Source organism: Pseudomonas sp. QTF5, from assembly GCF_000512695.2.
GTDB lineage: Bacteria > Pseudomonadota > Gammaproteobacteria > Pseudomonadales > Pseudomonadaceae > Aquipseudomonas.
This window is the reverse complement of the sequence record NZ_AZRW02000010.1, coordinates 140,587-163,440: the sequence shown is the minus strand read 5'-3', so window position 1 is coordinate 163,440 and position 22,854 is coordinate 140,587. Positions and strand designations below refer to the sequence as shown.

The following is a 22,854-nucleotide window of genomic DNA, read 5'->3' as shown; positions in this document are numbered from 1 at the left end:
TGGTGGGCTTCGTGTTTACCGCGCTATCAGAACAACTTCATCTTCGGCGCTTCTTCTTTCAACGGCTCGTTCTTCGCTGTCTGTTCATTCCAGCCACCGCCCAACGCCTTGTACAGATTGACCGCACTGGTCAGCTGCGCCAGACGGTCGGTGATCAGCGCTTGTTGGGCACTGAACAGCTGGCGCTGGGCGTCGAGGAAGGTCAGGTTGCTGTCGACACCAATGCGGTAGCGACGCTCGGCCAGACGGTAGTAGTCCTGGTTGGCGCTGACGAAGTCACGCTGAGCCTGCAACTGTTCGGTGTAAGTCTGGCGTGCGGCCAGGCCATCGGCGACTTCCTGGAAGGCCGTTTGAATGGACTTCTCGTAGTTCGCCACGCCGATGTCTTTCTGGATCTTGGAGTAATCCAGGCTGGCGCGCAGGCTGCCGGCGTTGAAGATCGGCAGGTTGATCTGCGGCTGGAACAACCAGGTACCCGAACCGCCCTTGAACAGGCCAGACAGGTCCGGGCTCAGGGAGCCGGCATTGGCGGTCAGGCTGATGCTCGGGAAGAACGCAGCCCGTGCCGCGCCGATGTTGGCGTTGGCAGCTTTGAGGTTGTACTCGGCCTGGAGGATGTCCGGACGACGTTGCAGCAAGTCCGACGGCAGGCCGGCCGGCACTTCGCTCAGCACGTCGTCCGACAGTGGCTTGGCCGCTTGCAGATTGGCCGGGATACCGGTGCCGAGCAGCAGTACCAGGCTGTTTTCATCCTGGGCAACCTGACGGGTGTATTTGGCCAGTTGCGCACGGGCGTTTTCCACCGAGGTACGCGACTGGGCCAGATCCAGCGCCGAGGCTACACCCACTTCGTTGCTGCGCGAGGTGAGCTTGTAGCTTTCCTCATAAGCACCGAGGGTTTCCTGGGTCAGTTTCAGCAGCTCTTTGTCAGCCTGCCAGGTCAGGTAGGCATTGGCCACACTGGCCACCAGACTGATCTGCGTGCTGCGGCGCGCTTCTTCAGTGGCGAAGTACTTCTGCAGGGCTTCTTCGCTCAGGCTGCGAACCCGACCGAACAGGTCGAGTTCATAGGCGCTGATGCCGACGGTGGCCGAGTAGGAACTGCTGATGGCCGTTTCACCGGTTTGCGAGGCCCGTGCCGGGACGCGTTGACGGCTGCCGCTGCCGGTGGCCGAAACGGCCGGGAACAGATCGGCACGCTGGATGCGGTATTGAGCCGCATAAGCATCGATGTTCAGCGCCGCGACGCGCAGGTCACGGTTGTTCTCAAGTGCGGTCTGAATCAGCTGTTGCAGCGCCGGGTCGTGGAAAAACTGCTTCCAGCCTTGTTCGGCGGCGGCCTGGTTGGGCGCCTGGGCCGGCGAATACGCCGGGCCTTGCGGGTATTGGCCCGCCACCGGTGCTTCCGGTTGCTGATAATCGGGTATCAGCGAGCAGCCGCTCAGCACGAAGGCAGCGACTGCGATGGAGAGTAGCGACTTGCTCATTAGCCAGCCTCTTTAGAAGGTTCAATAGCGTCATCATCTTGGTCGGCGATTTTGCGCTGACCCATGGACGACACGGTGACGAAGAACAATGGGACCCAGAAGATCGCCAGCACAGTGGCTGTGATCATACCGCCAATCACGCCGGTACCGATCGCATGTTGGCTACCCGAACCTGCGCCCGTGGAAATGGCCAGCGGAACCACACCGAGCACGAACGCCAGCGAGGTCATGATGATCGGTCGCAGTCGCATCCGGCAGGCTTCGATCGCGGCATCGCGCAGGCTACGTCCTTGCTCATGCAGTTCCTTGGCGAACTCGACGATCAGAATGGCGTTTTTCGCCGCCAGACCGATGGTGGTCAACAGCCCCACCTGGAAGTACACGTCGTTGGACAGGCCGCGCAGGCTGGTCGCCATCAGTGCCCCGATAATCCCCAGCGGTACCACCAGCATCACCGCGATCGGGATCGACCAGCTTTCATACAACGCCGCCAGACACAGGAACACCATCAGCAGCGACAAGGCGTACAACGCTGGCGCTTGCGAGCCGGACAGACGTTCCTCATACGACAGGCCGGTCCAGGAAATACCGACGCCGGCCGGCAGTTTCTTGGCCAGGGCTTCGACTTCGGCCATGGCTTCACCGGTGGAATAGCCTGGCGCCGGGGCACCGAGGATTTCCATCGCTTCCACGCCGTTGTAACGGGCCAGCTTCGGCGAACCGTAGATCCACTCACCCTTGGCGAACGCCGAGAACGGAACCATGGTGCCGGCGCTGTTGCGCACGTACCACTTCTTCAGGTCTTCGGGGCTCATGCGGGCGCCAGGCAGGCCTTGCACGTAAACCTTCTTCACTCGTCCGCGGTCGATGAAGTCGTTCACATAGCTACTGCCCAAGGCAATCGACAGGGTGTTGTTGATGTCGGTGAGGGTCACGCCCAGGGCGCTGGCCTTCTCATCGTCGATTTCCAGCTGGTATTGCGGCTCGTCGTTCAGGCCGTTCGGACGGACCTGCGACAAAACCTTGCTTTGCGCCGCCATGCCGAGGAACTGGTTACGTGCCGCCATCAGCTTGTCGTGACCGATACCGGCGCGGTCCTGCAGGAACACGTCGAAACCGGTGGCGTTACCCAGTTCCAGTACCGCTGGCGGGGCGAAGGCAAACACCATCGCATCGCGGAAGGTAAAAAAGTGCTGCTGGGCGCGGGCCGCCAGTTTGAACACGCTGTTGTCGGCGTTACGTTCGTCCCAGGGTTTGAGCATGATGAACGCCATACCCGAACTCTGACCACGGCCGGCGAAGTTGAAGCCGGTCACGGTAAACACCGAGGCCACCGCATCGCCTTCGCCGCCATCCTTGCTTGGACGCAGCAGAAATTCGCGCATTTCGTCCACGACCACTTGCGTGCGCTGGGAGCTGGAACCGGCCGGGGTCTGCACCTGGGCAAACAGTACGCCCTGGTCTTCTTCCGGCAGGAACGCCGTTGGAATACGGGTGAACAGCCAGATCATGCCGACCACGATGATCAGGTACGCCAGCAGGTACGGAGCCTTGTGCGCGAGCATGTTGCCCACACCGCGCTCGTAGCTTTTGACGCCACGATCGAAGCTGCGGTTGAACCAGCCGAAGAAACCGCGTTTCGGTGTGCCGTGCTCACCCTTCGGAATCGCTTTGAGCATGGTGGCGCAGAGCGCCGGGGTGAAGATCAATGCCACCATGACCGACAGCGCCATGGCCGAAACGATAGTGATCGAGAACTGCTTGTAGATCACGCCGGTGGAACCACTGAAGAACGCCATCGGCAGCAGTACCGCCGACAGCACCAGGGCGATACCGACCAGTGCACCCTGGATCTGCCCCATGGATTTCTTGGTGGCTTCCTTGGGTGACAGGCCTTCTTCGCTCATGACCCGTTCGACGTTTTCCACCACGACGATGGCGTCGTCCACCAGCAAGCCGATGGCCAGCACCATACCGAACATGGTCAGGGTGTTGATGCTGAAGCCGAACGCCGCGAGGATCCCGAACGTACCCAGCAATACCACGGGCACGGTCATCGTGGTGATGACTGTGGCGCGGAAGTTTTGCAGGAACAGGAACATCACCAAAAACACCAGCACGATCGCTTCGACCAGGGTTTCAACCACACCCTTGATCGACTCGGTCACCACCGGGGTAGTGTCGTACGGGAACACCACTTCCATCCCTTCCGGGAAGAACGGTTTCAGGTCGTCGATGGTTTTGCGCAGGGCCTTGGCGGTATCAAGGGCGTTGGCACCGTTGGCCAGTTTCACTGCCAGACCGGAGGCCGGGCTGCCGTTGAACTGGGCGCTGACGCTGTAGTTCTCGCCACCCAGGCCGACGTCGGCGACGTCTTTGAGGCGAACCTGCGAGCCGTCCTTGTTGACCTTGAGCAGGATTTCCTTGAACTGCTCGGCGGTTTGCAGACGGGTCTTGCCGATGATTGTAGCGTTCAGTTGCTGGCCGGGCAGGGCGGGCAAACCGCCGAGTTGACCGGACGACACCTGGACGTTCTGCGCCGCGATCGCGGTTTTCACGTCCACCGGGGTCAGGTTGAAGTTGTTCAACTTGGCCGGGTCGAGCCAGATCCGCATCGCGTACTGGGCACCGAAGACCTGGAAGTCACCGACACCGGCGGTGCGCGAGATCGGGTCCTGCATGTTCGACACGATGTAGTTGGACAGGTCATCCTTGGTCATGCTGCCATCGCGCGACACCACGCCAATGACCATCAGGAAGTTTTTCACCGATTTGGTCACGCGGATGCCCTGTTGCTGCACTTCTTGCGGCAGCAGCGGGGTGGCCAGGTTCAGCTTGTTCTGGACCTGAACCTGCGCGGTATCGGAGCTGGTGCCCTGCTCGAAGGTCGCGGTAATGGTCATGTTGCCGTCGGAGTTACTTTCCGACGAGACATAACGCAGGTTGTCGATACCGTTGAGCTGTTGCTCGATCACCTGCACCACGGTGTCCTGCACGGTTTGTGCGGACGCGCCTGGGTAGGTCACCGAGATGGCAATGGCCGGAGGCGCAATGCTCGGGTATTGGTTGATCGGCAGTTTGAGGATCGATAGAGCCCCGACCAGCATGATCACCAGGGCAATCACCCAGGCGAAAATCGGACGGTCGATAAAAAATTTCGACATGGTTTACTCCCCTTTGCCGCCGACAGCTGTGTTTGCTGCCTGTACGGGGGCCGGGCTCTTTGCGCCAACGTTAGTGGCTTCAGTGGCCTTGACTTCAACGCCAGGTCTGACGAATTGCAGCCCTTCGGTGATCACGCGATCGCCTGCCTTCAGACCGTCTTCAATCAGCCATTGGTTACCGACGGTGCGGCTGGCCTTGAGCTGACGCAGTTCGACCTTGTTGTCCGGACCGACGACCAGCGCGGTCGGAGAGCCTTTGAGGTCGCGGGTCACGCCTTGTTGCGGAGCCAGAATCGCCGCGCTGTTCACACCGGCCTGCAATTGGGCATGAACGAACATGCCCGGCAGCAGGGTGTGATCAGGGTTGGGGAACACGGCGCGCAGTGTCACGGAGCCGGTGGTCTGGTCAACCGAGACTTCGGAGAACTCCAGCTTGCCGTCCAGCGTGTACTGGCTGCCGTCTTCCAGGGTCAGCTTGACTGCGGCGGCGTTGTCGCCAGCTTTTTGCAGACGACCGCTTTCCAGCTCGCGGCGCAGCTCAAGCAGCTCTACTGAAGACTGGGTGACGTCGACGTAGATCGGGTCCAGTTGCTGAATGACTGCCATGGCGTCGGTCTGGCCGCTGCTGACCAGTGCGCCTTCGGTCACCGACGAACGGCCGATGCGACCGGAGATCGGTGCGTAGACCTTGGTGTAACGCACATTGATCTGGGCGGTCTGCAGGGACGCTTCCGATTGCAGGCGGTTGGCTAGCGCGGTGTCGTATTCCTGACGGCTGACGGCCTGTTCGTCGACCAGTTGCTTGTAGCGGTCAGAGATCGACTTGGTCGAACGCAGGTTGGCCTCAGCGCTTTTCAGGGTCGCGTCATAGACCGATGGGTCGATCTGATAGAGCTGCTGACCGGCCTTGACGTCGCCGCCTTCCTTGAACAGTCGTTTGAGAATGATGCCGTTGACCTGTGGGCGAACTTCGGCGATGCGGAACGCACTGGTGCGCCCCGGAAGTTCGGACGTCAGGGTGAAGGCTTGAGGTTGCAGGGTTACGACGCCGACCTGAGGGGCTGGTGCGGCAGGTGCCGCCTCTTCCTTTTTACATCCGCTGAGCAGCGATGCCAGGGCGACGGCAGTAACCAGAGCGGTAACAGCTGGCTTGAATTGCATGAAGATCCTCGGTCAGGCGCGCAAATTGCGCACAAGAAATGTGGAAGGTTAAAAAATTATTGCCGGGTGGATAAGTAGCTTGCTAAGGAATATACTTACGTTCATGGTTGTTTGTAAAGGCCTTGGCGGTGTATCCACACGGTTACAAAAGCCGTTCAAAGGTTGGAATTGTAGGCCGCAGACGAAGCCCAAGAGGGCTCGCCCCACTTTTATTCAGCGGATGTTCAGACATCGCTGAAGTACACCCTGATTGAGGTTTTTACTGGCATGGTCCGACGTACCAAAGAGGAAGCTCAAGAAACCCGAAGCCAGATACTCGAAGCGGCAGAAAAAGCCTTTTATGAGCGGGGCGTGGCACGCACGACGCTGGCGGATATCGCTACCTTGGCCGGTGTGACTCGCGGGGCCATCTACTGGCATTTCAGCAACAAGGCGGATCTGGTGCAGGCGATGCTCGATACCTTGCATGAGCCGCTGGATGAAATGGCCAAGGCCAGTGAAAGCGAAGATGAACTCGATCCGCTGGGCTGCATGCGCAAGCTGCTGATTCATCTGTTTCATCAAGTTGCCCTGGACCCGAAAACCCGACGCATCAACGAGATTCTGTTTCATAAGTGTGAGTTCACCGATGAAATGTGCGACCTGCGCCAGCAGCGCCGAACGGCCAGTCTCGATTGCAATGTGCGAATCGCTCTGGCCCTGAGTAATGCGGTGAATCGCGGGCAATTGCCGGAAGACCTCGACACTGCCCGCGCGGCCATCAGCCTGCATGCGTATATCGATGGCATCCTGTATCAGTGGCTGTTGGCTCCCGACAGTTTTCAACTGCACACCGAAGCTGAGCGCTGTGTCGATACAGGGTTGGATATGCTGCGCTTGAGTCCCAGCCTGCGCAATTGAAAAAATGCGTAATTGGATCCGTTTATGTCAAGACTGCAAGCGGGGCAATTCCTGCTTCGCTCACCATTCCTTCATGGGCTGCTTTTATATAGGCACGCAGGCCAGGTTGATAGGTAGCGAGCTATGTATTTTGTAGGTGTTTTGTGTCGAGTGTGTGAATGAGTGTTAACAACCTGGGGTAAATGGGCGCGAGCAGCTTCTCCCAAACGCAAAAGCCCCGGCTCTTTCGAGTCGGGGCTTTTGCGTTTCAGTGCTCTGGCTTACAGCGCCGGATAGTCGATATAACCCACTGGGCCTTTGGCATAGAACAATTCCGGACGCGCTTCGTTCAATGGCGCATCGGCCTTCAAGCGTGCCGGCAGGTCCGGGTTGGCAATGAACGGCACGCCGAAGGCGACCGCATCGGCCTTACCGCTGGCCAGCCACTCGTTGGCGCTGTCCTTGGTAAAGCGTTCGTTGGCGATGTAAGGGCCGCCGAAGGCTTCTTTCAGTTGTGGACCGAGGCTGTCGGCGCCTTCTTTTTCACGGGAGCAAATGAACGCGATGCCACGCTTGCCCAGTTCGCGAGCGACGTAGATGAAGGTCTCGGACAGGTTGTCGTCGCCCATGTCATGGAGGTCGGCACGTGGTGACAGGTGCACACCCACGCGACCCGCGCCCCAGATTTCGATGGCGGCATCGGTCACTTCCAGCAACAGACGCGCACGGTTTTCCAGGGAGCCGCCGTAGTTGTCGGTGCGCTGGTTGGTGCTGCTTTGCAGGAACTGGTCGAGCAGGTAACCGTTGGCGCCGTGGATTTCCACACCGTCGAAACCGGCAGCCTTGGCGTTCTCGGCACCCACGCGGTAAGCGTCGATGATGTCGGCGATTTCAGCGGTTTCCAGGGCGCGCGGGGTGGGGAAGTCAGCCAATGGACGAACCAGGCTGACATGACCCTTGGGCTGGATGGCACTCGGCGCGACCGGTGCTTCGCCGTTCAGGTACAAGGGGTGGGAAATCCGACCCACGTGCCACAGTTGCAGGAAGATTTTTCCGCCAGCGCCGTGAATTGCTTTGGTCACGTTGCTCCAGCCGCGCACTTGATCGTTGGACCAGATACCGGGAGTGTCCGGGTAGCCCACGCCTATCGGCGTCACCGAAGTCGCTTCGCTGAGGATCAGACCGGCAGAGGCGCGCTGCACGTAATACTCGGCCATCAGCGCATTCGGCACACGGCCTTCGTCGGCGCGGCAGCGGGTCAGCGGCGCCATGATGATGCGGTTGGCCAACTCGAGGTCGCCCAGTTTGATCGGATCGAAAATAGTCGTCATGAAATAGCTCTCTTTTAGCGATCAGTTAGTAGCGGGGGCCAGCTCGGCATCGCCGCTCTGACGGAAAGTAATCAGGGTCACCAGCAGGGCGAGTACCGCCAGTGCGGCTGCCGCGAGCGGCACGCTGGTGAGACCGAAGCCGTGGGCGATGACGCTGCCGCCGACCCAGGCACCGAGCGCGTTGCCAACGTTGAACGCGCCGATGTTCAGGGTCGATACCAGGTTCGGTGCCGCCTTGCCGTAGGTCACAACGTTCACTTGCAGGGCGGGTACGGCGGCGAAGCACGCGGTGGCCCAGAGGAACAAGGTGATTTCGGTTGGAATCACCGCGACACTGGTCCAGGTCAGTACGGTGGAGACCACGGCCATGGTGATGAACACGCCGATCAGCGTCGCCGCCATGCTTTTGTCCGCCAGCTTGCCGCCGATGATATTGCCGACCGTCAGGCCCAGACCGATGAGCATCAAGGTCCAGGTCACGCCGCGTGGCGAGACTCCGGTGACCTCGCCCAACAGAGGCGCGACATAGGTGAACAAGGTGAAGACCGAGGCGGCGAATAATGCGGTCATGCTCAACGACAGCCAGATGCCAGCGCCTTTGAGGGCGCGCAGTTCGGCACGCATGTCGAGTTTCTCTTCATCGCGCTTGGCCGGCAGGAAGCGGATCAGGCCGATCAGTGCAATCACACCGATCACGGTCACCGCCCAGAAGGTCGAACGCCAGCCGGCTTCTTGACCGAGCGCAGTGCCCAGCGGCACGCCGAGGACGTTGGCCAGGGTCAGGCCGGTGAACATCAGGGCTACGGCCGATGCACGTTTGTTGGCCGGCACCAGACCTGCTGCCACCACCGAACCGATGCCGAAGAAGGCGCCGTGACACAGCGCAGTGACCACACGGGCAAACATCAAAACGTTGTAGTCACTGGCCAGGGCGCAGAGCAGATTGCCGATGATGAAGATGCCCATCAGCGCTACCAATGCGGCCTTGCGCGGCAGTCTGGCGGTGGCCAGTGCCATGAACGGTGCACCGATGGCCACGCCCAGGGCATAACCAGTCACCAGCCAGCCGGCGCCGGGGATCGACACACCCAGGTCGGCCGCCACCTCGGGCAACAGGCCCATGATGACGAACTCGGTGGTGCCGATGGCGAAGGCGCTCAAGGCCAGAATGAGTAGCGAGAGGGGCATTGTCAGTTCCTTGTCGGAGCGCTGAGCTCCTTGACGATGGCGTCGAGGAACGCCTGAATCACGTCCTCGTTGCGTTTGAAGAAGTGCCATTGACCGGCCTTCTGGCTGCTGATCAGTCCCGCCCGTTGCAAGGTCGCCAAATGGGCGGACACGGTCGACTGCGACAGGCCGCAGCGTTGATCGATCTGTCCGGCGCAAATGCCGTACTCATGGTTGTGGAGTTGTTCCGGGAACTGGACCTTGGGGTCTTTCAGCCAGATGAGGATGTCTCGGCGTACTGGGTGTGCCAGCGCTTTTATTATTTCGTCGAGGTCGATGGTCATGATTTGGGGCTCGTGATGAGTAAAACGCTATATCGCGATGAGGCGAACTTTAAATCGGTACTTCGCGATATACCAATATGAATTCGCTCTGATGACCGCGTAAATCGGTATATCGGGTTATAACGATATGGATGTCGCAGTGTTAAGCTGCGCGCATGAACTATCTCGCACATCTGCACCTCGGTGGCCAGCGCCCCGGTCAAATGCTCGGCAGTCTGTATGGCGATTTCGTCAAAGGACGGCTGCAAGGGCAGTTCGACCCGGAGATCGAAGCAGCCATCCAGTTGCACCGCAGCATTGACGTGTTTACCGATCGCCATCCGCTGGTGGACATCGCCTTGTCGCGGTTTTCGATCACGCGCCGGCGTTACGCCGGAATCGTGCTCGACGTGTTTTTCGACCACTGCCTGGCGCGGGACTGGACGCTGTACGCCGACCGGCCACTGGAGCAATTCACCTCGGATGTGTACCGGGTGCTGTCCGCCGAGCCGCAGTTGCCGGAGCGCCTGGCGAAGATTGCGCCGCACATGGTGGCCAATGACTGGTTGGGTTCTTACCGGGAATTCGCGGTGCTGGAGCAGGTGCTGCGGGGGATTTCACGCAGGTTGACCCGGCCGGAGGAGCTGGCCGGGGCGATGCAGGAATTGCGGGTGTTGTATGAACCGTTGAGCGAGGATTTTCGGTTGTTCTATCCCGAGTTGCAGGCATTCGCTGCGACACCGCGAATTTAATGTGGGAGCGGCGGTGCGGCGATCCCACAGGGGATTTGTGTCAGGCCGCGATAGCAGGGCGTAGCGGCTCCTGTTGTGTCTGCGGAATCGCCCCAAACAACGCCTTCTGCACCGCCTGCTGTGCCTCGAACGCCAGCGCCGCACGTTCCCGGTCCTGGCACTCGATCGGTTTGAGCAGATGAATTTCCACCTCACCCCGATCATTGGCGAACAAGCGCATCAGGTGCGACAGCAAATCATCATCGCCAATGAACGGTGCCAGGGTATCGAGCTCGCCATCGCGCAGATAACGAATCGCCACCGGTTGCAGCGCTACTTCGGAATCGATCGCCGCGGACAGTAAACGACCATGAAACGTGCGCAACGAACGGCCATCGGTGGTGGTGCCTTCGGGGAACATCAGCAGCGGATGTTCCTGCTCCAGATGTCGGGTCATCTGTTTGCGGATCAACTGGCTGTCGCCTGAACCACGGCGAATGAACAGGCTGCCGGCCTTGGCCGCCAACCAACCCGCCACCGGCCAGGTGCGCACTTCGGCCTTGGACAGAAATGACAGCGGCGTGAGCATGCCCAGCAATGGAATGTCGGTCCAGGACACGTGATTACTGACCCAGAGCATCGGCGCCTTCGGCAACTCACCATGCACGGTTACGCGAAAGGGCAGGGCATTGCTCAGCCGCGCCATGAAAAACCGCGACCAGCGCTGGCGACGGACCATCGAATGGGCAATCCCCAATCGCTCGAATAATCCGAACACACTGGCCATGCTCAAGCCCAACGTCACCACCAAAAGCACTCGCGCAATTCGCGCGTACACCCGCAAGCGGCTCATTACACAGCCGCCTTGAAGTGCTTGGCGTAGCGCGGGCAGAGTTCGTCGCGCTTGAGCAGGATGAACACGTCGGCCACCTGGAAGTCCTCGTCCCAGCACGGCTCGCCGCAGATTTTTGCGCCCAGGCGCATGTAGGCCTTGAGCAACGGCGGCATTTCGGCGATGACGTTCGATGGAATGTCGAGGCTCGGCAGTGGTTTTTTCGGCTCGGCCCGCAGGTGTTCGGTGCACAGGTAGCGTTCGCGCAGGCGCTGCATGATCGCGTGGGCCTGAATGCCGCCGTCCTGCATCGGAATGCTCGCGCACCCCATCAAATAGCTGTAGCCGCCCTGGTTCAACACTTCGGCCAGTTCACCCCAGAGCACGGCGATAGTGCCGCCATTGCGGTAGGCCGGGTCGACGCAGGTGCGACCGATTTCCAGGATCGGCCCTTTCAGATGGACCAGGCCATGCAGGCTGAATTCTTCTTCGCTGTAGAACTTGCCCAGGCTGCTGGCGGCCGTGTGATCGAGCAACCGGGTGGTCGCCACCAGGCGTCCGGTGTTCAAGTCACGCACGCCGATGTGGGCGCAGTGAACATCATAGTCATCCATGTCCAGACCCAACTCCGCGCCTTTCAGCCTGGCGTTGAATTCGCCGCTGAACACGGTGAAGCGCAAGGCCTGGGCTTCCTGCAACGCCTCGGCGCCCACCAGGCGTTCGGCTTGCAGGCGGCGTTCATTGCCGGTGTCGCTGATGCGGGCGATCTGAGTCATTGTGAGTCTCCGTACGGGCTGGCCACCCGTCTTGGGTTGCAGCCGATCGACTTTCTTTATGCAGCCGTGTTGTGCAAAGTCAGGCTATGTAGCCCCGGTGTCATCGCCATGAAGCTTTGGTGATGCTTATATGACAGCCTTTGAGGAGCCTCTTATGCCCTGGCAAACCCTGTTGAAACGCCGCGATCGTCTGCCCGCCAATCCTGATCTGGGCGAAGGCTTTGCAACCTTGTTGCTACAGTTGGGCACGGTGACGCCGTTCGAACTGGCGGTGGCCGGTGGACGGCTGATGGCGACACCGGGGCTGGCGTTTCTGGTGGGTTATCAGGCGGCGTTGCGCATGCTCTGGCCGAGCGCGCCGCTGAGCCTCGGCGCGTTGTGCGCGACCGAACAGCGCAGCTTGCGAGTGGCGGACATGCAAACCCGGCTGCGCGATCTGCGCCTGAGCGGGCGCAAGGATTTCGTCACCGCTGGCGATGCCGCCGACTGGCTGCTGGTCGCCGCTCGCAGTGAAGAGCCCGGCGAAGTGCCGCGCTTGAACCTTGCGGTGGTTTACCCCGGCGAACCGGGTGTGCGTCTGGAAAAGCTCGCGCCGATGCCATTGATGCCGGACATAGGTCACGGCCGATTGTTTCTCGATAACGCGCTGTGCGAATTACTGGCGGGGGATGGTTGGGACGCATACGTCAAACCGTTCCGCACCCTGGAAGACACCTATGTGCTGAGCGCCATGACCGCGTGGCTGTTTGGCGTTGGCCAAGACAGCGACTGGCCGCAAACCTTGCAACTGCGCTTGCTGGCGCTGCTGGCCGGGTGCGCGGAAGTCAGCCGCCAGGCGCCGAACAATCCGGCCGGGCATGTATTGCTGGGCGGGTTGTTTGCGCAGTTCGATGGGCTCAAGGCTGAAGTGAATCAGGCCCTGACCGATGGCCCGCCAGAATGGGCGGCGATGTGGCAGCGCGATCAGGCCGTGATGGATTTGGCGGCAGGGGCGCGGGGCAAGCGGTTGGCCAAGGCGTTGGCGGGATCTTCGCTGGGTTGACGGGCCTCTTCGCGAGCAAGCCCGCTCCCACAGTTGATCTGCGGTGTTCACACATTTTGTGCTCACCACAATCCCCTGTGGGAGCGGGCTTGCTCGCGAAGGCGGCCTCATTGGTAACACAAATCCCGGAACTGTCATCAAGCTCGACTAGGCTCTGCAGGTTCACCCCTCCGAGCGCCCCCCATGTTCAAAGGCTTGTCCCTGATTGTCATGCTACTGCTCAGCCTCACGGCCCACGCCGAAAACTGGCCGGCCGAGCAATGGTCGCCCGGCCCGAAAGTCAGCGGGCCGGTACTTCAGGCCCTTGAGAATTACGCTTTCCCACCCCGCGACGATGCCACTCACCAAGGCATTCGCACCGATGCCTTGCTGGTGATCCGCGACGGCCAACTCGTCTACGAACGCTACGCCGGCCCGACCAGTGCTGAAACGCCGCACCTGACCTGGTCGATCAGCAAAAGCCTGATGGCCGCGGTGCTCGGGGTGGCCTATGGCGAAGGGCTGTTCAAGCTGCAGGACCCGGCGGTGCAGTTCTATCCTGCGCTGGAAAAACACCCCGCCATGACCATGGCCGACCTGCTGCACTGGGCCTCGGGGCTGGACTGGCAGGAAGACTACGAATACGCCCCATTGAAGTCCTCGGTGGTGGCCATGCTCTACACCCGTGGTCACCGCGACATGGCCGCGTTCACTGCCGACCACGACGAGTACGCCAAACCCGGTCAGGCATTCCGCTACTCCAGCGGCGACAGCAATCTGCTGTCCGCCGCGCTGAAAACCATCGTCGGCCCGGCCCGTTATCCGGATTCTCCATGGACTGCGCTTTTCGAACCCTTGGGGATTCGCAGTGCGGTGTGGGAAACAGACGCCACGGGGACGTTTGTCGCATCGTCCTATGCCTACCTCACCGCCCGGGATCTGGCTCGGGTCGGTCTGTTGATGGCGCGCGACGGTCGTTGGCGGGAGCGGCAACTGCTACCCAAGGATTGGGTCGACTTCAGCCGTGAGCCTTTCGCCCGCTATCAAGCCAACCAGGATGAAGCAGTGCCCGGCGGTCACTGGTGGCTCAATCGCACGGTGGATGGCGCGACCCAACCCTGGCCCGACGCCCCTGCCGACACCTTCGCCGCGTTGGGCCATTGGGGCCAGGCGATGTACGTGATTCCCAGTGAAAAGCTGGTGATCGTGCGCTACGGCGATGATCGCGATGGAAGTTATAGGCACAACGAATTGCTCAACCTTGCGCTCAAGGCATTTGCCATGAAGGTGCAGCCATGAACCGCCGCAGTTTTATTCGTCGTCGGCCGTTCAGCACGCTGACGCTGTTGCTGCTGATCGCCTTGCTTGGCTGGGTCTGGCAGGAGCGTGTGGCGCTGTGGGCCTTCCCGGACATCATCAGCGCCTACACCGCCAAGGAATACTGCTCGTGCCGTTATGTGATGAACAATCCGGCCGAGTATTGCCAGAGCTATGTGAAGCAGTATTTGCCCACCAGCGGGTTCGTCGATGACGCCGCGAACAAGCGCGTGACGGTTGGTGGTATGGGGCGCAGCAATAGCGCTGTTTGGGTTGGTAAACGCCAAGGCTGTCGCCTGCAACCCTGACAGTGGTCAGTTTTTTTGTGGCGAGGGAGTCCGCCCAGCCTGCGATGAGGCTGCGCTGTCGCGCAGAGAACATGCCGATAAATCGGCAAATAAATTTATCTTTAAAATCAATGAGATAAATTTTGTTCTATAAGAGCTTGCTCCCGCTCGGCTGCGAAGCAGTCGTAATGCCAGCGGCCGAGGTCTGACTGGAAGAACTCATTGTCTGATTTTGGGAGCGCTTCGCACTCCAGCGGGAGCAAGCTCCCTTGCCACAGAAGGGTGGGTTGGAGTAACAGAAAGTTTGCAACCTGTCTCAGGCCAGTTAAGGTTCGCTCAGGTTTATCTGCCCATGAGTCTCTATGTTCAACCGCTATGTCTGCAAAACCCTCGTTTTCCTGCTGCTGGCCGGTGTCACCGTGTCGGCCCAGGCCAATTGGTATCTGGACGGGGAGTCCTCGCGGCTGTCGTTCATCAGCACTAAAAACGCCAACATTTCCGAAGTGCAACGCTTTCTGGTGCTGCACGGCAAGGTCGATCCCAAGGGCCTGGCCGAGGTAGAAGTCGAGCTGGAGTCGGTCAACAGTGGCATTCCGTTGCGTGACGAACGCATGCGCAAGGAACTGTTCGAGATCCAGACGTTCCCTGAAGCGCTGATCACCACGCAAATCGATCTGCGGCCGATCAACGACCTGGCGCCCGGTGCGCAACTGGAGTTGCGCTTACCGCTGACCGTCAACCTGCATGGCAAACAACACCAATACAACGCCGAACTGCTGGCGACCCGTCTCGATGACCGACGCTTCCAAGTGGTGACCCTCGAACCTTTGGTGATCAGCGCTGAAGATTTCGGCCTGGCCCCGGGCCTGGAAAGCTTGCGCAAGGTTGCCGGTTTGTCGGCCATCAGTCTGTCGGTGCCGGTGGGTGCGGTGCTGATTTTCACGGCGCGCTGAGATGCGCGGCGCAATTTTCCCGTGGCGCGACGGCAACCGCTTTGAACTGCTGATCGATGGCCCGCAGTTTTTTCCGCGCATGCTGGTGGCGATTGCCCGCGCCGAAGAACAAGTTGAACTGGAACTGTACCTGGTGGAGGCGGGAGCTTGCGCCGAGGCCATGGTTCAGGCGCTGGTCCAGGCAGCCGAGCGCGGCGTGCGGGTGCGTTGCCTGTTCGATGACTACGGCAGCCTGGCGTTCACCCTGACCTTGCGGCAGCGCCTGATCGCCGCCGGTGTCGAGTTGCGTTTCTACAATCGCCTGAGCTGGCGCCGTTGGGTGGGCAACTTTTATCGCGATCACCGCAAGCTGCTGCTGGTGGATCAATGCTTGGCGGTGGTCGGCGGCACCGGGGTCACCGATGAGTTCTGGACACCAGGCGAAGACACCAGCGAATGGCACGAAGTGATGGTGGAAATCAACGGCCCGCTGGTACTCGACTGGCAGTTGCTGTTCGACCGCCAATGGATCGCCAACCGCCATCGGCGTGCCTGGAAACCCACTGCGCACTTCGGTTTGCCGCGCTTGCCGCGAGTGCCGACCATGGGCGAGGGCATGGGTCGGGTCGCCTATGCCGACGCCCGTCAGCACCGCGATATTCTGCAATCGCTGACTCGCGCGCTAAACAGCGGCCAGCGCCGAATCTGGCTGGCCACGCCGTATTTCCTGCCAACCTGGAAAGTCCGTCGCTCACTGCGCCGGGCGGCGGCTCGTGGCGTCGATGTGCGTCTGCTGCTGACCGGGCCGCGCACCGATCACCCGTCGGTGCGCTACGCCGGGCATCGCTACTACCCGCGACTGCTCAGGGCCGGGGTGAAGATCTTCGAATACCAGCCGTGTTTCCTGCACCTGAAAATGGTGTTGATCGATGACTGGGTGAGCATCGGCTCGTGCAACTTCGATCACTGGAATCTGCGCTTCAATCTGGAAGCCAACCTCGAAGCCCTGGACCCCGGACTGACCCGGGCGGTGACGGCGAGTTTCGAGAATGACTTTGCCCTGAGCCAGGAAGTCAGCCTCGAAGCATGGAAGCGCCGGCCGTTGTGGCGGCGGGTCAAGCAAAGGGTGTGGGGATGGGTGGATCGGCTGGTGGTGAATCTGCTGGATCGGCGGGGCTGAATACATTCCTCCAAACACCCTAAACCTAATGTGGGAGCGGGCTTGCTCGCGAAGGCGGCTTAACATTCAACAGAGATGTTGATTGTCAGACCGCTTTCGCGAGCAAGCCCGCTCCCACATTTGTTTTGCGGTGTCTCAGGGATTACAACAACTCAAAACTCTGCTGCGTCACGTCCTGGGAGTCCAGGCCGATCTGCACGTTGAACTTGCCCGGTTCCGCGGCGTACTTGAGCTGGGCGTTGTAGAACTTCAGGTCATCCTCGGTGATGGTGAAGTGCACGACTTTCTGTTCGCCGGCCTTGACCAGTACTTTCTGGAAGTTCTTCAGTTCCTTGACCGGGCGGATCATCGAACCGGTCACGTCCTGGATGTACAGCTGCACCACGGTTTCGCCGTCACGCTTGCCGGTGTTCTTCACCACGACGCTAGCGTCGAGCTTGCCGGTCTTGTTCAGTGTGGTCGAAGACAAGGCCATGTCGGTCAGGCTGAATTGGGTGTAGCTCAGGCCGAAGCCGAACGGGAACAGTGGCCCGGTGGTGTCTTCGAAATACTGCGAGGTGTAGTTGCCCGGTTTGCCCGGAGTGAACGGCCGGCCAATGCTCAGGTGGTTGTAGTAGGTCGGAATCTGACCCACCGAGCGCGGGACGCTGATCGGCAGTTTGCCCGACGGGTTGTAGTCGCCGAACAGCACGTCAGCGATGGCGTTGCCGCCTTCGGTGCCGCTGAACCAGGTTTCCAGAATCGCGTCAGCCTGCTCGTTCTCTTCGAGAATCGACAGCGGACGGCCATTCATCAACACCAGCACCAGCGGTTTGCCGGTAGCTTTCAAAGCCCTGATCAACTCGCGCTGGCTGGCTGGGATGTTGAGGTCGGTGCGGCTCGACGATTCGTGGGACATGCCACGGGATTCGCCCACTGCGGCCACCACCACATCGGCCTGTTGCGCGGCTTTCACCGCTTCATCGATCAACACGTTAGCCGGACGCGGATCATCCACCACTTCCGGCGCGTCGAAGTTGAGGAAGTTCAGGTAATCGAGGATTTTCTTGTCGCTGGTGATGTTCGCGCCACGGGCGTAGATCAGCGTCGACTGCGCGCCAAGCGCATGGGTCATGCCGTCGAACAAAGTCACCGATTGCTCGGGACGGCCAGCAGCGGCCCAACTGCCCATCATGTCGATCGGCGCCTTGGCCAGTGGACCGACCAGCGCGATTTTCGCGGTTTTCTTCAGCGGCAGGGTTTCGCCCTGGTTCTTCAGCAACACCAGGCTGCGACGCGCGACATCACGGGCCTCGGCGCGGTGCAGGCGGCTTTCGGCGTAGGTGTCGGCCGGGTCATCCTCGGCCTTGCCGATGCGCAGGTACGGGTCCTTGAACAGGCCCATGTCGTACTTGGCGGCGAGCACCTCGCGCACGGCGTTGTCGATGTCTTTCTGTTCGATATCACCGGCCTTCAACAGCCCTGGCAATTCCTTGCCATAGAGGGTGTCGTTCATGCTCATGTCGATGCCGGCCTTGATCGCCAGCTTCGCGGCTTCGCGACCGTCAGCGGCGACGCCGTGCTTGATCAGCTCGAAAATCGCCCCGTGGTCGCTGACTGCCAGGCCCTTGAAGCCCCATTCCTTGCGCAGCAGGTCGTTCATCAGCCAAGTGTTGGCGGTGGCCGGCACGCCGTTGATCGAGTTCAGCGCAACCATCACCCCGCCGGCACCGGCGTCAATGGCTGCGCGGTAGGGCGGCAGGTAATCCTGGTACATCTTCACCGGGCTCATGTCGACGACGTTGTAGTCGCGACCGCCCTCGACCGCGCCGTACAAGGCAAAATGCTTGACGCTGGCCATGATGCTGTCGGCCGCGTTCGCCCCGCTGCCCTGGAAGGCCCTGACCATTACGCCAGCGATCCGCGAAACCAGGTAGGTGTCTTCGCCGAAGCCTTCGGACGTGCGGCCCCAACGTGGGTCGCGGGAGATGTCGACCATCGGCGCGAAGGTGATGTCGAGGCTGTCAGCCGCCGCTTCCTTGGCGGCGATACGCCCGGAGCGCCCGATGGCGTCCATGTCCCAGCTCGAGGCCAGGGCCAGGGGAATCGGGAAAATGGTGCGGTGGCCGTGGATCACGTCATAGGCGAAGAACATCGGGATCTTCAACCGGCTGCGCATGGCCGCGTCCTGCATCGGACGGTTTTCGGCGCGGGTGATCGAGTTGAAGGTGCCGCCGATATTGCCGGCGGCGATTTCCTTGCGGATCATCTCCCGAGGCATTTCCGGGCCGATGCTGATCAGGCGCAACTGGCCGATCTTTTCATCGAGGGTCATCTGCTTCATCAGGTGGCTGATGAAGGCGTCCTTGTTCTCTATAGGTGCGGGCGTCGTGGCGGCCAATACGGTATGACTGGCCAGGCTGACGAACAGGCCCAGCAAACACAGCTTCTTCATGAATGGTTTTCTCAAAAGCCTAAACGGCAGTGAATGCGCGCCGGTCAGCCAAAATTTAGGGAGCGACTATTGTTGTTCAGGTAAATGCAGCACACTTCTGCAGAGTGTCAGTGCCGGGCCATCTTTTAGCCCATTGGCTCGATGCAATCCAGTAGCGGCGTAGATTATGCCCCAAGAGCCGGGTTCAGAGTTCGCAGGTTGTTTCATCAACGGAATGTGCAAGGGAGCATCAACCAGATGAATGTACGACATCACTATCGGTCGAGCCTGCAGGTTGCAGCCTTGATGTTGCTGACAACACTGCTGGCCGGCTGCGGCATCAACACTATTCCGACCCTCGACGAACAGGCCAAGGGCGCCTGGGGCCAGGTGCAGAACCAGTACCAGCGTCGCGCTGACCTGATTCCCAATCTGGTGGAAACCGTCAAGGGTTATGCCCGACATGAGCAAGAAACCCTGACCGCGGTGATCGAAGCCCGCGCCAAGGCGACGTCGATTCAGGTGGATGCCAGCACGCTGGACAATCCGGAAAAACTCAAACAGTACGAGCAGGCGCAGAATCAGCTGACCGGCGCGCTGAGTCGGTTGATGGTGGTGTCCGAGCGTTATCCGGACCTCAAGGCCAACCAGAACTTCCTGGCGCTGCAATCGCAACTTGAAGGCACCGAGAACCGCATCGCCGTGGCGCGTCGCGATTTCATCCTGGCGGTGCAGAAATACAATACCGAGCTTCGCACCTTTCCCGGTCGCTTGTGGCACACCGTGATGTACAGCGATTTGCCGATCCGCGAAACTTTCGAGGCCACCAGCCCCGGTGCCGAGAAAGCGCCTGAAGTGAAGTTCCAGTAAGCGCCGGAACGGGCGTGAAGCGTTACCAAGGATGAGGTTGCCAATGCGCGTGTTGAAAGTGGGCCTGGTGCTGATGTTCTGGGTGTTTGCCCTGACGGCCCAGGCCGAGTTGAAGTTCCCGGAATTGACCGGGCGGGTGGTGGACAACGCCCGGATGATCGAGCCTGCGGTGCGCGAGCAACTGACGCAACAGCTCAACGCCCATGAAAAAACCACCGGCGAGCAGTTGGTGGTGGTCACATTGCCGGACTTGCAAGGCACCGACATCGCGGATTTCGGTTATCAGCTGGGACGCTACTGGGGTATCGGCCAGAAGGACAAGAACAACGGCGCGTTACTGATCGTCGCGCGTGACGAGCGCAAACTGCGGATCGAAGTCGGTTACGGCCTGGAAGATCGCCTGACCGACGCGCAGAGTTCGGTGATCATCCATCAGGTGATCACGCCCGCGTTCAAGGCAGGCAACTTCAGCAAAGGCATCAGCGATGGCGTCGCGGCGATGCTGGTGGTGCTGGGCGGCAATCCGCTGGACGAGCCGTCGACGGTGTATGAATCGGGCGGTGATCAGGACAGTGATTTCGTTGGGCGACATCCGGGGTTATTCGTGTTCCTGGTGTTGCTGTTTATCCTGACGATATTCATCGGCCAGATGTTCGGTATTCTGCCAAACGGAGGAGGCCGTGGCGGCTCGGGAGGCGGTTTCGGTGGTGGAGGTTTTGGCGGCGGTGGCGGCGGGGGCTTCAGCGGCGGCGGGGGCAGTTTTGGGGGCGGCGGTTCGTCGGGCGGCTGGTGATAACACTGCAGGTAAAACAACAATAGCGAGCAGGCATTCATAAACATGGCATTACTGACTGAACACGAACAACGCAAAGTCGCCGAGGCGATTGCCCGGGTCGAGCGCGATACCGACGCCGAACTGGTAACGGTGCTGGCGGCCCGCGCCGACGATTACGCGTATATCCCGTTGCTCTGGGCCAGTCTGCTGGCGCTGGTGGTGCCGGGGATCGTGCATTACCTCACGGGCTGGCTGACCATGCACAGTCTGTTGCTGGTGCAATGGCTCAGTTTCATCGTGTTATGCCTGGTGTTCCGGATTCCGAAAGTCACCACGCGCCTGATCCCGCGCACGGTTCGTCACTGGCGCGCGTCAAACCTGGCGCGCCGGCAGTTCCTGGAGCAAAACCTGCACCACACCGTGGGTAGCACCGGCATGCTTATTTTTGTCTCCGAGGCCGAGCGCTACGTGGAGATTCTGGTGGATGAAGGGATTTCCAAACGGCTGGACAACAAGAACTGGGACGCGATTGTGGTGGCGTTTACGCAGCAGGTGAAACAGGGGCAGACGTTGCAGGGGTTCGTGACGTGCATCGAGTCATGCGGAGAGTTGCTCAAAGTGCATGTGCCAGTGACCCATGTGAGGAATGAATTGCCGAATCGGTTGGTGGTGTTGAGCTGACGCCATTTTCAACCTGAGGTGCTTTGTTTGAGGTGCTTTTGTGGCGAGGGAGCTTGCTCCCGCTGGGCCGCGAAGCGGCCCCAAAATCGGTAAACGCACTCCATCAGATAAACCTCGTTGTCTACTTTGCGACTGCTGCGCAGCCGAGCGGGAGCAAGCTCCCTCGCCACAGAATATTTGCCGTTTGGCAAATAACAGTGTTCCTGAACTCCATCCCCCCTAAAATACCCGTCATTCCCCGATCCGCACCGCCCGAGGCCGTTTTTTCCCATGTCTGTCACCGCCACTCCCGCCAGCCTCGCGCCGGATCATCACGCCCAGTTCATCGACCTGCTGCAAACCAGCCTCGATCAGAACGCCTTCATCAAACTGGTGCTGGCCAAGTACGTCGGTGGCGAAGCGGATTTGCAGCGGCTGATCATCAAGCAACTGACGGTCAAGGATCAGCCATGCCTGTCCTTCGTCTATCGCTACAAGACCCGCGACATCACCAAGAACCTGCCGCTTGCGGAAGGCGTGGCGACCATTGCTGCGCTGTTGCCCGCATCGTTCAAAAATGCGCATTTGCTGTCATTGACCGACGAAGCCCAGCTCGAATACAGCAAAAAGGGCAAGTCTTCGCTGTTCAAGAGCAAACCTCAGCAATTGCGCGAAGTGCCGTCCGCCGAGCACAACCGCGAGAAGAACCGTTTCCTCGACCTGAGCCGGCCGTTTCTCAAAGACCTTGGCGTGACCAATGCGCAGCATGAACTGATCCCGGCGATGTCGCGCAAGTGGAAACAGATCAACAAGTTCATCGAAGTCTTCAGCCATGCGCTGACCACATCGCCGCTGGCGCTGGACAAACCGGTGCGGGTGGCGGATTTCGGCTCGGGCAAGGGCTACCTGACGTTCGCGATCCACGACTACCTGCGCAACACGTTGAAGGCCGAAGGCGAGGTGACCGGCGTCGAGCTGCGCGAAGACATGGTCAACCTGTGCAACAGCGCGGCGGCCAAGCTGGAGCATCCGGGGCTGGTATTCAAATGCGGTGATGTGCGCAGCGTCGCGCCGAGCGAGCTGGACGTGATGATCGCGTTGCATGCCTGCGACATCGCCACCGACTATGCGATTCACACCGGTATCCGTTCCGGCGCTTCGATCATCATGTGCTCGCCGTGCTGCCACAAGCAGATCCGCCTGCAGATCCAGAGCCCGGCGCTGCTCAAGCCGATGTTGCAATACGGCCTGCACCTGGGCCAGCAGGCGGAAATGGTCACTGACAGTTTGCGTGCGTTGTTTCTGGAAGCCTGTGGTTACGAGACCAAGGTCTTTGAGTTCATCTCGCTGGACCACACCAACAAGAACAAGATGATCCTGGCGGTCAAACGCGCCGAGCCGGTGGACCCGGCTCAGCTGTTGGTGAAGATTCAGGAACTGAAGGATTTCTACCACATCAGCGAACATTGCCTGGAAACCCTGTTGCGGGCTGACGGTTACCTCTGATCCTGTGGGAGCGGGCTTGCTCGCGAAGGCGGACTGGCAGCC

Annotated in this window: 20 protein-coding genes; 11 read left to right on the top strand and 9 right to left on the bottom strand. The window is 60.3% G+C overall.

What is annotated here, in order from left to right:
* Nucleotides 1–26 precede the first annotated feature (26 nt).
* From emhC to emhA, 3 genes are read right to left on the bottom strand one after another with little or no spacing between them, the layout of a single operon-like run.
* Nucleotides 27–1,487 (bottom strand): efflux RND transporter outer membrane subunit EmhC, encoded by a 1,461-nt coding sequence (gene emhC / locus IC37_RS11090; protein ID WP_030132719.1) that lies wholly within the window; start codon nucleotides 1,485–1,487, stop codon nucleotides 27–29.
* Nucleotides 1,487–4,651 (bottom strand): efflux RND transporter permease subunit EmhB, encoded by a 3,165-nt coding sequence (gene emhB, locus IC37_RS11085; protein WP_030132718.1) that lies wholly within the window; start codon nucleotides 4,649–4,651, stop codon nucleotides 1,487–1,489. Before emhB ends, emhC begins: the two co-directional genes overlap by 1 nt.
* A 3-nt stretch (nucleotides 4,652–4,654) precedes the next feature.
* Nucleotides 4,655–5,812, bottom strand: a complete 1,158-nt coding sequence (emhA, locus tag IC37_RS11080; RefSeq protein ID WP_030132717.1) for an efflux RND transporter periplasmic adaptor subunit EmhA — start codon at nucleotides 5,810–5,812, stop codon at nucleotides 4,655–4,657.
* A 267-nt stretch (nucleotides 5,813–6,079) separates the two neighbouring features.
* On the opposite strand from emhA, the gene emhR reads away from it, so the two are divergent.
* The gene (gene emhR / locus IC37_RS11075; RefSeq protein WP_030132716.1) at nucleotides 6,080–6,712 is read left to right on the top strand and encodes an efflux system transcriptional repressor EmhR; all 633 of its coding nucleotides are present in this window, start codon (nucleotides 6,080–6,082) and stop codon (nucleotides 6,710–6,712) included.
* Nucleotides 6,713–6,972: 260 nt separating this feature from the next.
* Here the strand turns inward: emhR and IC37_RS11070 are convergent, their stop codons facing one another.
* Genes IC37_RS11070 through IC37_RS11060 form a run of 3 tightly spaced genes read right to left on the bottom strand, consistent with a single transcriptional unit; the run spans nucleotide 6,973 to nucleotide 9,533 of the window.
* Complete coding sequence (locus IC37_RS11070; protein WP_030132715.1) at nucleotides 6,973–8,022, bottom strand: alkene reductase; 1,050 nt, start codon at nucleotides 8,020–8,022, stop codon at nucleotides 6,973–6,975.
* 21 nt (nucleotides 8,023–8,043) lie between these two features.
* On the bottom strand, nucleotides 8,044–9,210 hold the full coding sequence (locus IC37_RS11065) for an MFS transporter (protein WP_030132714.1): 1,167 nt from the start codon (nucleotides 9,208–9,210) through the stop codon (nucleotides 8,044–8,046).
* Nucleotides 9,211–9,212: 2 nt separating this feature from the next.
* Nucleotides 9,213–9,533, bottom strand: coding sequence for a helix-turn-helix transcriptional regulator (locus IC37_RS11060; protein ID WP_030132713.1), 321 nt, complete (start codon nucleotides 9,531–9,533; stop codon nucleotides 9,213–9,215).
* Nucleotides 9,534–9,688: 155 nt separating this feature from the next.
* Here IC37_RS11060 and IC37_RS11055 point away from each other — a divergent pair, with 155 nt between their 5' ends.
* On the top strand, nucleotides 9,689–10,264 hold the full coding sequence (locus tag IC37_RS11055) for an ACP phosphodiesterase (RefSeq protein WP_030132712.1): 576 nt from the start codon (nucleotides 9,689–9,691) through the stop codon (nucleotides 10,262–10,264).
* Nucleotides 10,265–10,304: 40 nt separating this feature from the next.
* On the opposite strand, the gene IC37_RS11050 is transcribed toward IC37_RS11055, so the two are convergent.
* On the bottom strand, nucleotides 10,305–11,096 hold the full coding sequence (locus IC37_RS11050) for a 1-acyl-sn-glycerol-3-phosphate acyltransferase (protein WP_030132711.1): 792 nt from the start codon (nucleotides 11,094–11,096) through the stop codon (nucleotides 10,305–10,307).
* Complete coding sequence (gene olsB, locus IC37_RS11045; protein WP_030132710.1) at nucleotides 11,096–11,851, bottom strand: L-ornithine N(alpha)-acyltransferase; 756 nt, start codon at nucleotides 11,849–11,851, stop codon at nucleotides 11,096–11,098. Before olsB ends, IC37_RS11050 begins: the two co-directional genes overlap by 1 nt.
* 154 nt (nucleotides 11,852–12,005) lie before the next feature.
* Here olsB and IC37_RS11040 point away from each other — a divergent pair, with 154 nt between their 5' ends.
* The 5 genes from IC37_RS11040 to IC37_RS11020 all read left to right on the top strand — a co-directional run bounded on the left by IC37_RS11040 (nucleotide 12,006) and on the right by IC37_RS11020 (nucleotide 16,588).
* Nucleotides 12,006–12,893 carry an acyl-CoA dehydrogenase gene (locus IC37_RS11040; RefSeq protein ID WP_030132709.1) on the top strand — a complete coding sequence of 296 codons (888 nt, stop codon included), beginning with the start codon at nucleotides 12,006–12,008 and terminating at the stop codon, nucleotides 12,891–12,893.
* A gap of 183 nt (nucleotides 12,894–13,076) precedes the next feature.
* Nucleotides 13,077–14,171 (top strand): serine hydrolase, encoded by a 1,095-nt coding sequence (locus IC37_RS11035; RefSeq protein WP_030132708.1) that lies wholly within the window; start codon nucleotides 13,077–13,079, stop codon nucleotides 14,169–14,171.
* On the top strand, nucleotides 14,168–14,497 hold the full coding sequence (locus IC37_RS11030) for a hypothetical protein (protein ID WP_030132707.1): 330 nt from the start codon (nucleotides 14,168–14,170) through the stop codon (nucleotides 14,495–14,497). Before IC37_RS11035 ends, IC37_RS11030 begins: the two co-directional genes overlap by 4 nt.
* Nucleotides 14,498–14,838: 341 nt before the next feature.
* Nucleotides 14,839–15,429: a YceI family protein gene (locus tag IC37_RS11025; RefSeq protein ID WP_030132706.1), complete on the top strand. Its 591-nt coding sequence runs from the start codon at nucleotides 14,839–14,841 to the stop codon at nucleotides 15,427–15,429.
* A 1-nt stretch (nucleotide 15,430) separates the two neighbouring features.
* Entirely contained in the window at nucleotides 15,431–16,588 is a 1,158-nt protein-coding gene (locus IC37_RS11020; RefSeq protein ID WP_030132705.1) for a phosphatidylserine/phosphatidylglycerophosphate/cardiolipin synthase family protein, read from the top strand.
* A 142-nt stretch (nucleotides 16,589–16,730) separates the two neighbouring features.
* Here IC37_RS11020 and bglX read toward each other — a convergent pair whose 3' ends face one another.
* Nucleotides 16,731–19,022: a beta-glucosidase BglX gene (bglX, locus tag IC37_RS11015; protein ID WP_030132704.1), complete on the bottom strand. Its 2,292-nt coding sequence runs from the start codon at nucleotides 19,020–19,022 to the stop codon at nucleotides 16,731–16,733.
* A gap of 237 nt (nucleotides 19,023–19,259) precedes the next feature.
* On the opposite strand from bglX, the gene IC37_RS11010 reads away from it, so the two are divergent.
* The 4 genes from IC37_RS11010 (at nucleotide 19,260) to IC37_RS10995 (ending at nucleotide 22,812) form a co-directional block, all read left to right on the top strand.
* Nucleotides 19,260–19,871 carry a LemA family protein gene (locus tag IC37_RS11010; RefSeq protein WP_030132703.1) on the top strand — a complete coding sequence of 204 codons (612 nt, stop codon included), beginning with the start codon at nucleotides 19,260–19,262 and terminating at the stop codon, nucleotides 19,869–19,871.
* Nucleotides 19,872–19,914: 43 nt separating this feature from the next.
* A complete protein-coding gene (locus IC37_RS11005) occupies nucleotides 19,915–20,664 on the top strand; it encodes a YgcG family protein (RefSeq protein WP_030132702.1) in 750 nt (249 codons plus the stop codon).
* A gap of 45 nt (nucleotides 20,665–20,709) precedes the next feature.
* The gene (locus IC37_RS11000; RefSeq protein ID WP_030132701.1) at nucleotides 20,710–21,327 is read left to right on the top strand and encodes a TPM domain-containing protein; all 618 of its coding nucleotides are present in this window, start codon (nucleotides 20,710–20,712) and stop codon (nucleotides 21,325–21,327) included.
* A gap of 270 nt (nucleotides 21,328–21,597) precedes the next feature.
* Nucleotides 21,598–22,812, top strand: coding sequence for an SAM-dependent methyltransferase (locus IC37_RS10995; RefSeq protein ID WP_030132700.1), 1,215 nt, complete (start codon nucleotides 21,598–21,600; stop codon nucleotides 22,810–22,812).
* Nucleotides 22,813–22,854 lie beyond the last annotated feature (42 nt).

Coding starts and splice junctions, on each gene's coding strand:
- IC37_RS11005 (WP_030132702.1), top strand. CDS start 19,915: ATGCGCGTGTTGAAAGTGGGCCTGGTGCTGATGTTCTGGGTGTTTGCC.
- olsB (WP_030132710.1), bottom strand. CDS start 11,851: ATGACTCAGATCGCCCGCATCAGCGACACCGGCAATGAACGCCGCCTG.
- emhA (WP_030132717.1), bottom strand. CDS start 5,812: ATGCAATTCAAGCCAGCTGTTACCGCTCTGGTTACTGCCGTCGCCCTG.
- IC37_RS11065 (WP_030132714.1), bottom strand. CDS start 9,210: ATGCCCCTCTCGCTACTCATTCTGGCCTTGAGCGCCTTCGCCATCGGC.
- IC37_RS11000 (WP_030132701.1), top strand. CDS start 20,710: ATGGCATTACTGACTGAACACGAACAACGCAAAGTCGCCGAGGCGATT.
- IC37_RS11060 (WP_030132713.1), bottom strand. CDS start 9,533: ATGACCATCGACCTCGACGAAATAATAAAAGCGCTGGCACACCCAGTA.
- IC37_RS11035 (WP_030132708.1), top strand. CDS start 13,077: ATGTTCAAAGGCTTGTCCCTGATTGTCATGCTACTGCTCAGCCTCACG.
- IC37_RS11055 (WP_030132712.1), top strand. CDS start 9,689: ATGAACTATCTCGCACATCTGCACCTCGGTGGCCAGCGCCCCGGTCAA.
- IC37_RS11010 (WP_030132703.1), top strand. CDS start 19,260: ATGAATGTACGACATCACTATCGGTCGAGCCTGCAGGTTGCAGCCTTG.
- emhR (WP_030132716.1), top strand. CDS start 6,080: ATGGTCCGACGTACCAAAGAGGAAGCTCAAGAAACCCGAAGCCAGATA.
- emhB (WP_030132718.1), bottom strand. CDS start 4,651: ATGTCGAAATTTTTTATCGACCGTCCGATTTTCGCCTGGGTGATTGCC.
- emhC (WP_030132719.1), bottom strand. CDS start 1,487: ATGAGCAAGTCGCTACTCTCCATCGCAGTCGCTGCCTTCGTGCTGAGC.
- IC37_RS11020 (WP_030132705.1), top strand. CDS start 15,431: ATGCGCGGCGCAATTTTCCCGTGGCGCGACGGCAACCGCTTTGAACTG.
- IC37_RS11050 (WP_030132711.1), bottom strand. CDS start 11,096: ATGAGCCGCTTGCGGGTGTACGCGCGAATTGCGCGAGTGCTTTTGGTG.
- IC37_RS11040 (WP_030132709.1), top strand. CDS start 12,006: ATGCCCTGGCAAACCCTGTTGAAACGCCGCGATCGTCTGCCCGCCAAT.
- IC37_RS11025 (WP_030132706.1), top strand. CDS start 14,839: ATGTTCAACCGCTATGTCTGCAAAACCCTCGTTTTCCTGCTGCTGGCC.
- IC37_RS11030 (WP_030132707.1), top strand. CDS start 14,168: ATGAACCGCCGCAGTTTTATTCGTCGTCGGCCGTTCAGCACGCTGACG.
- bglX (WP_030132704.1), bottom strand. CDS start 19,022: ATGAAGAAGCTGTGTTTGCTGGGCCTGTTCGTCAGCCTGGCCAGTCAT.
- IC37_RS11070 (WP_030132715.1), bottom strand. CDS start 8,022: ATGACGACTATTTTCGATCCGATCAAACTGGGCGACCTCGAGTTGGCC.
- IC37_RS10995 (WP_030132700.1), top strand. CDS start 21,598: ATGTCTGTCACCGCCACTCCCGCCAGCCTCGCGCCGGATCATCACGCC.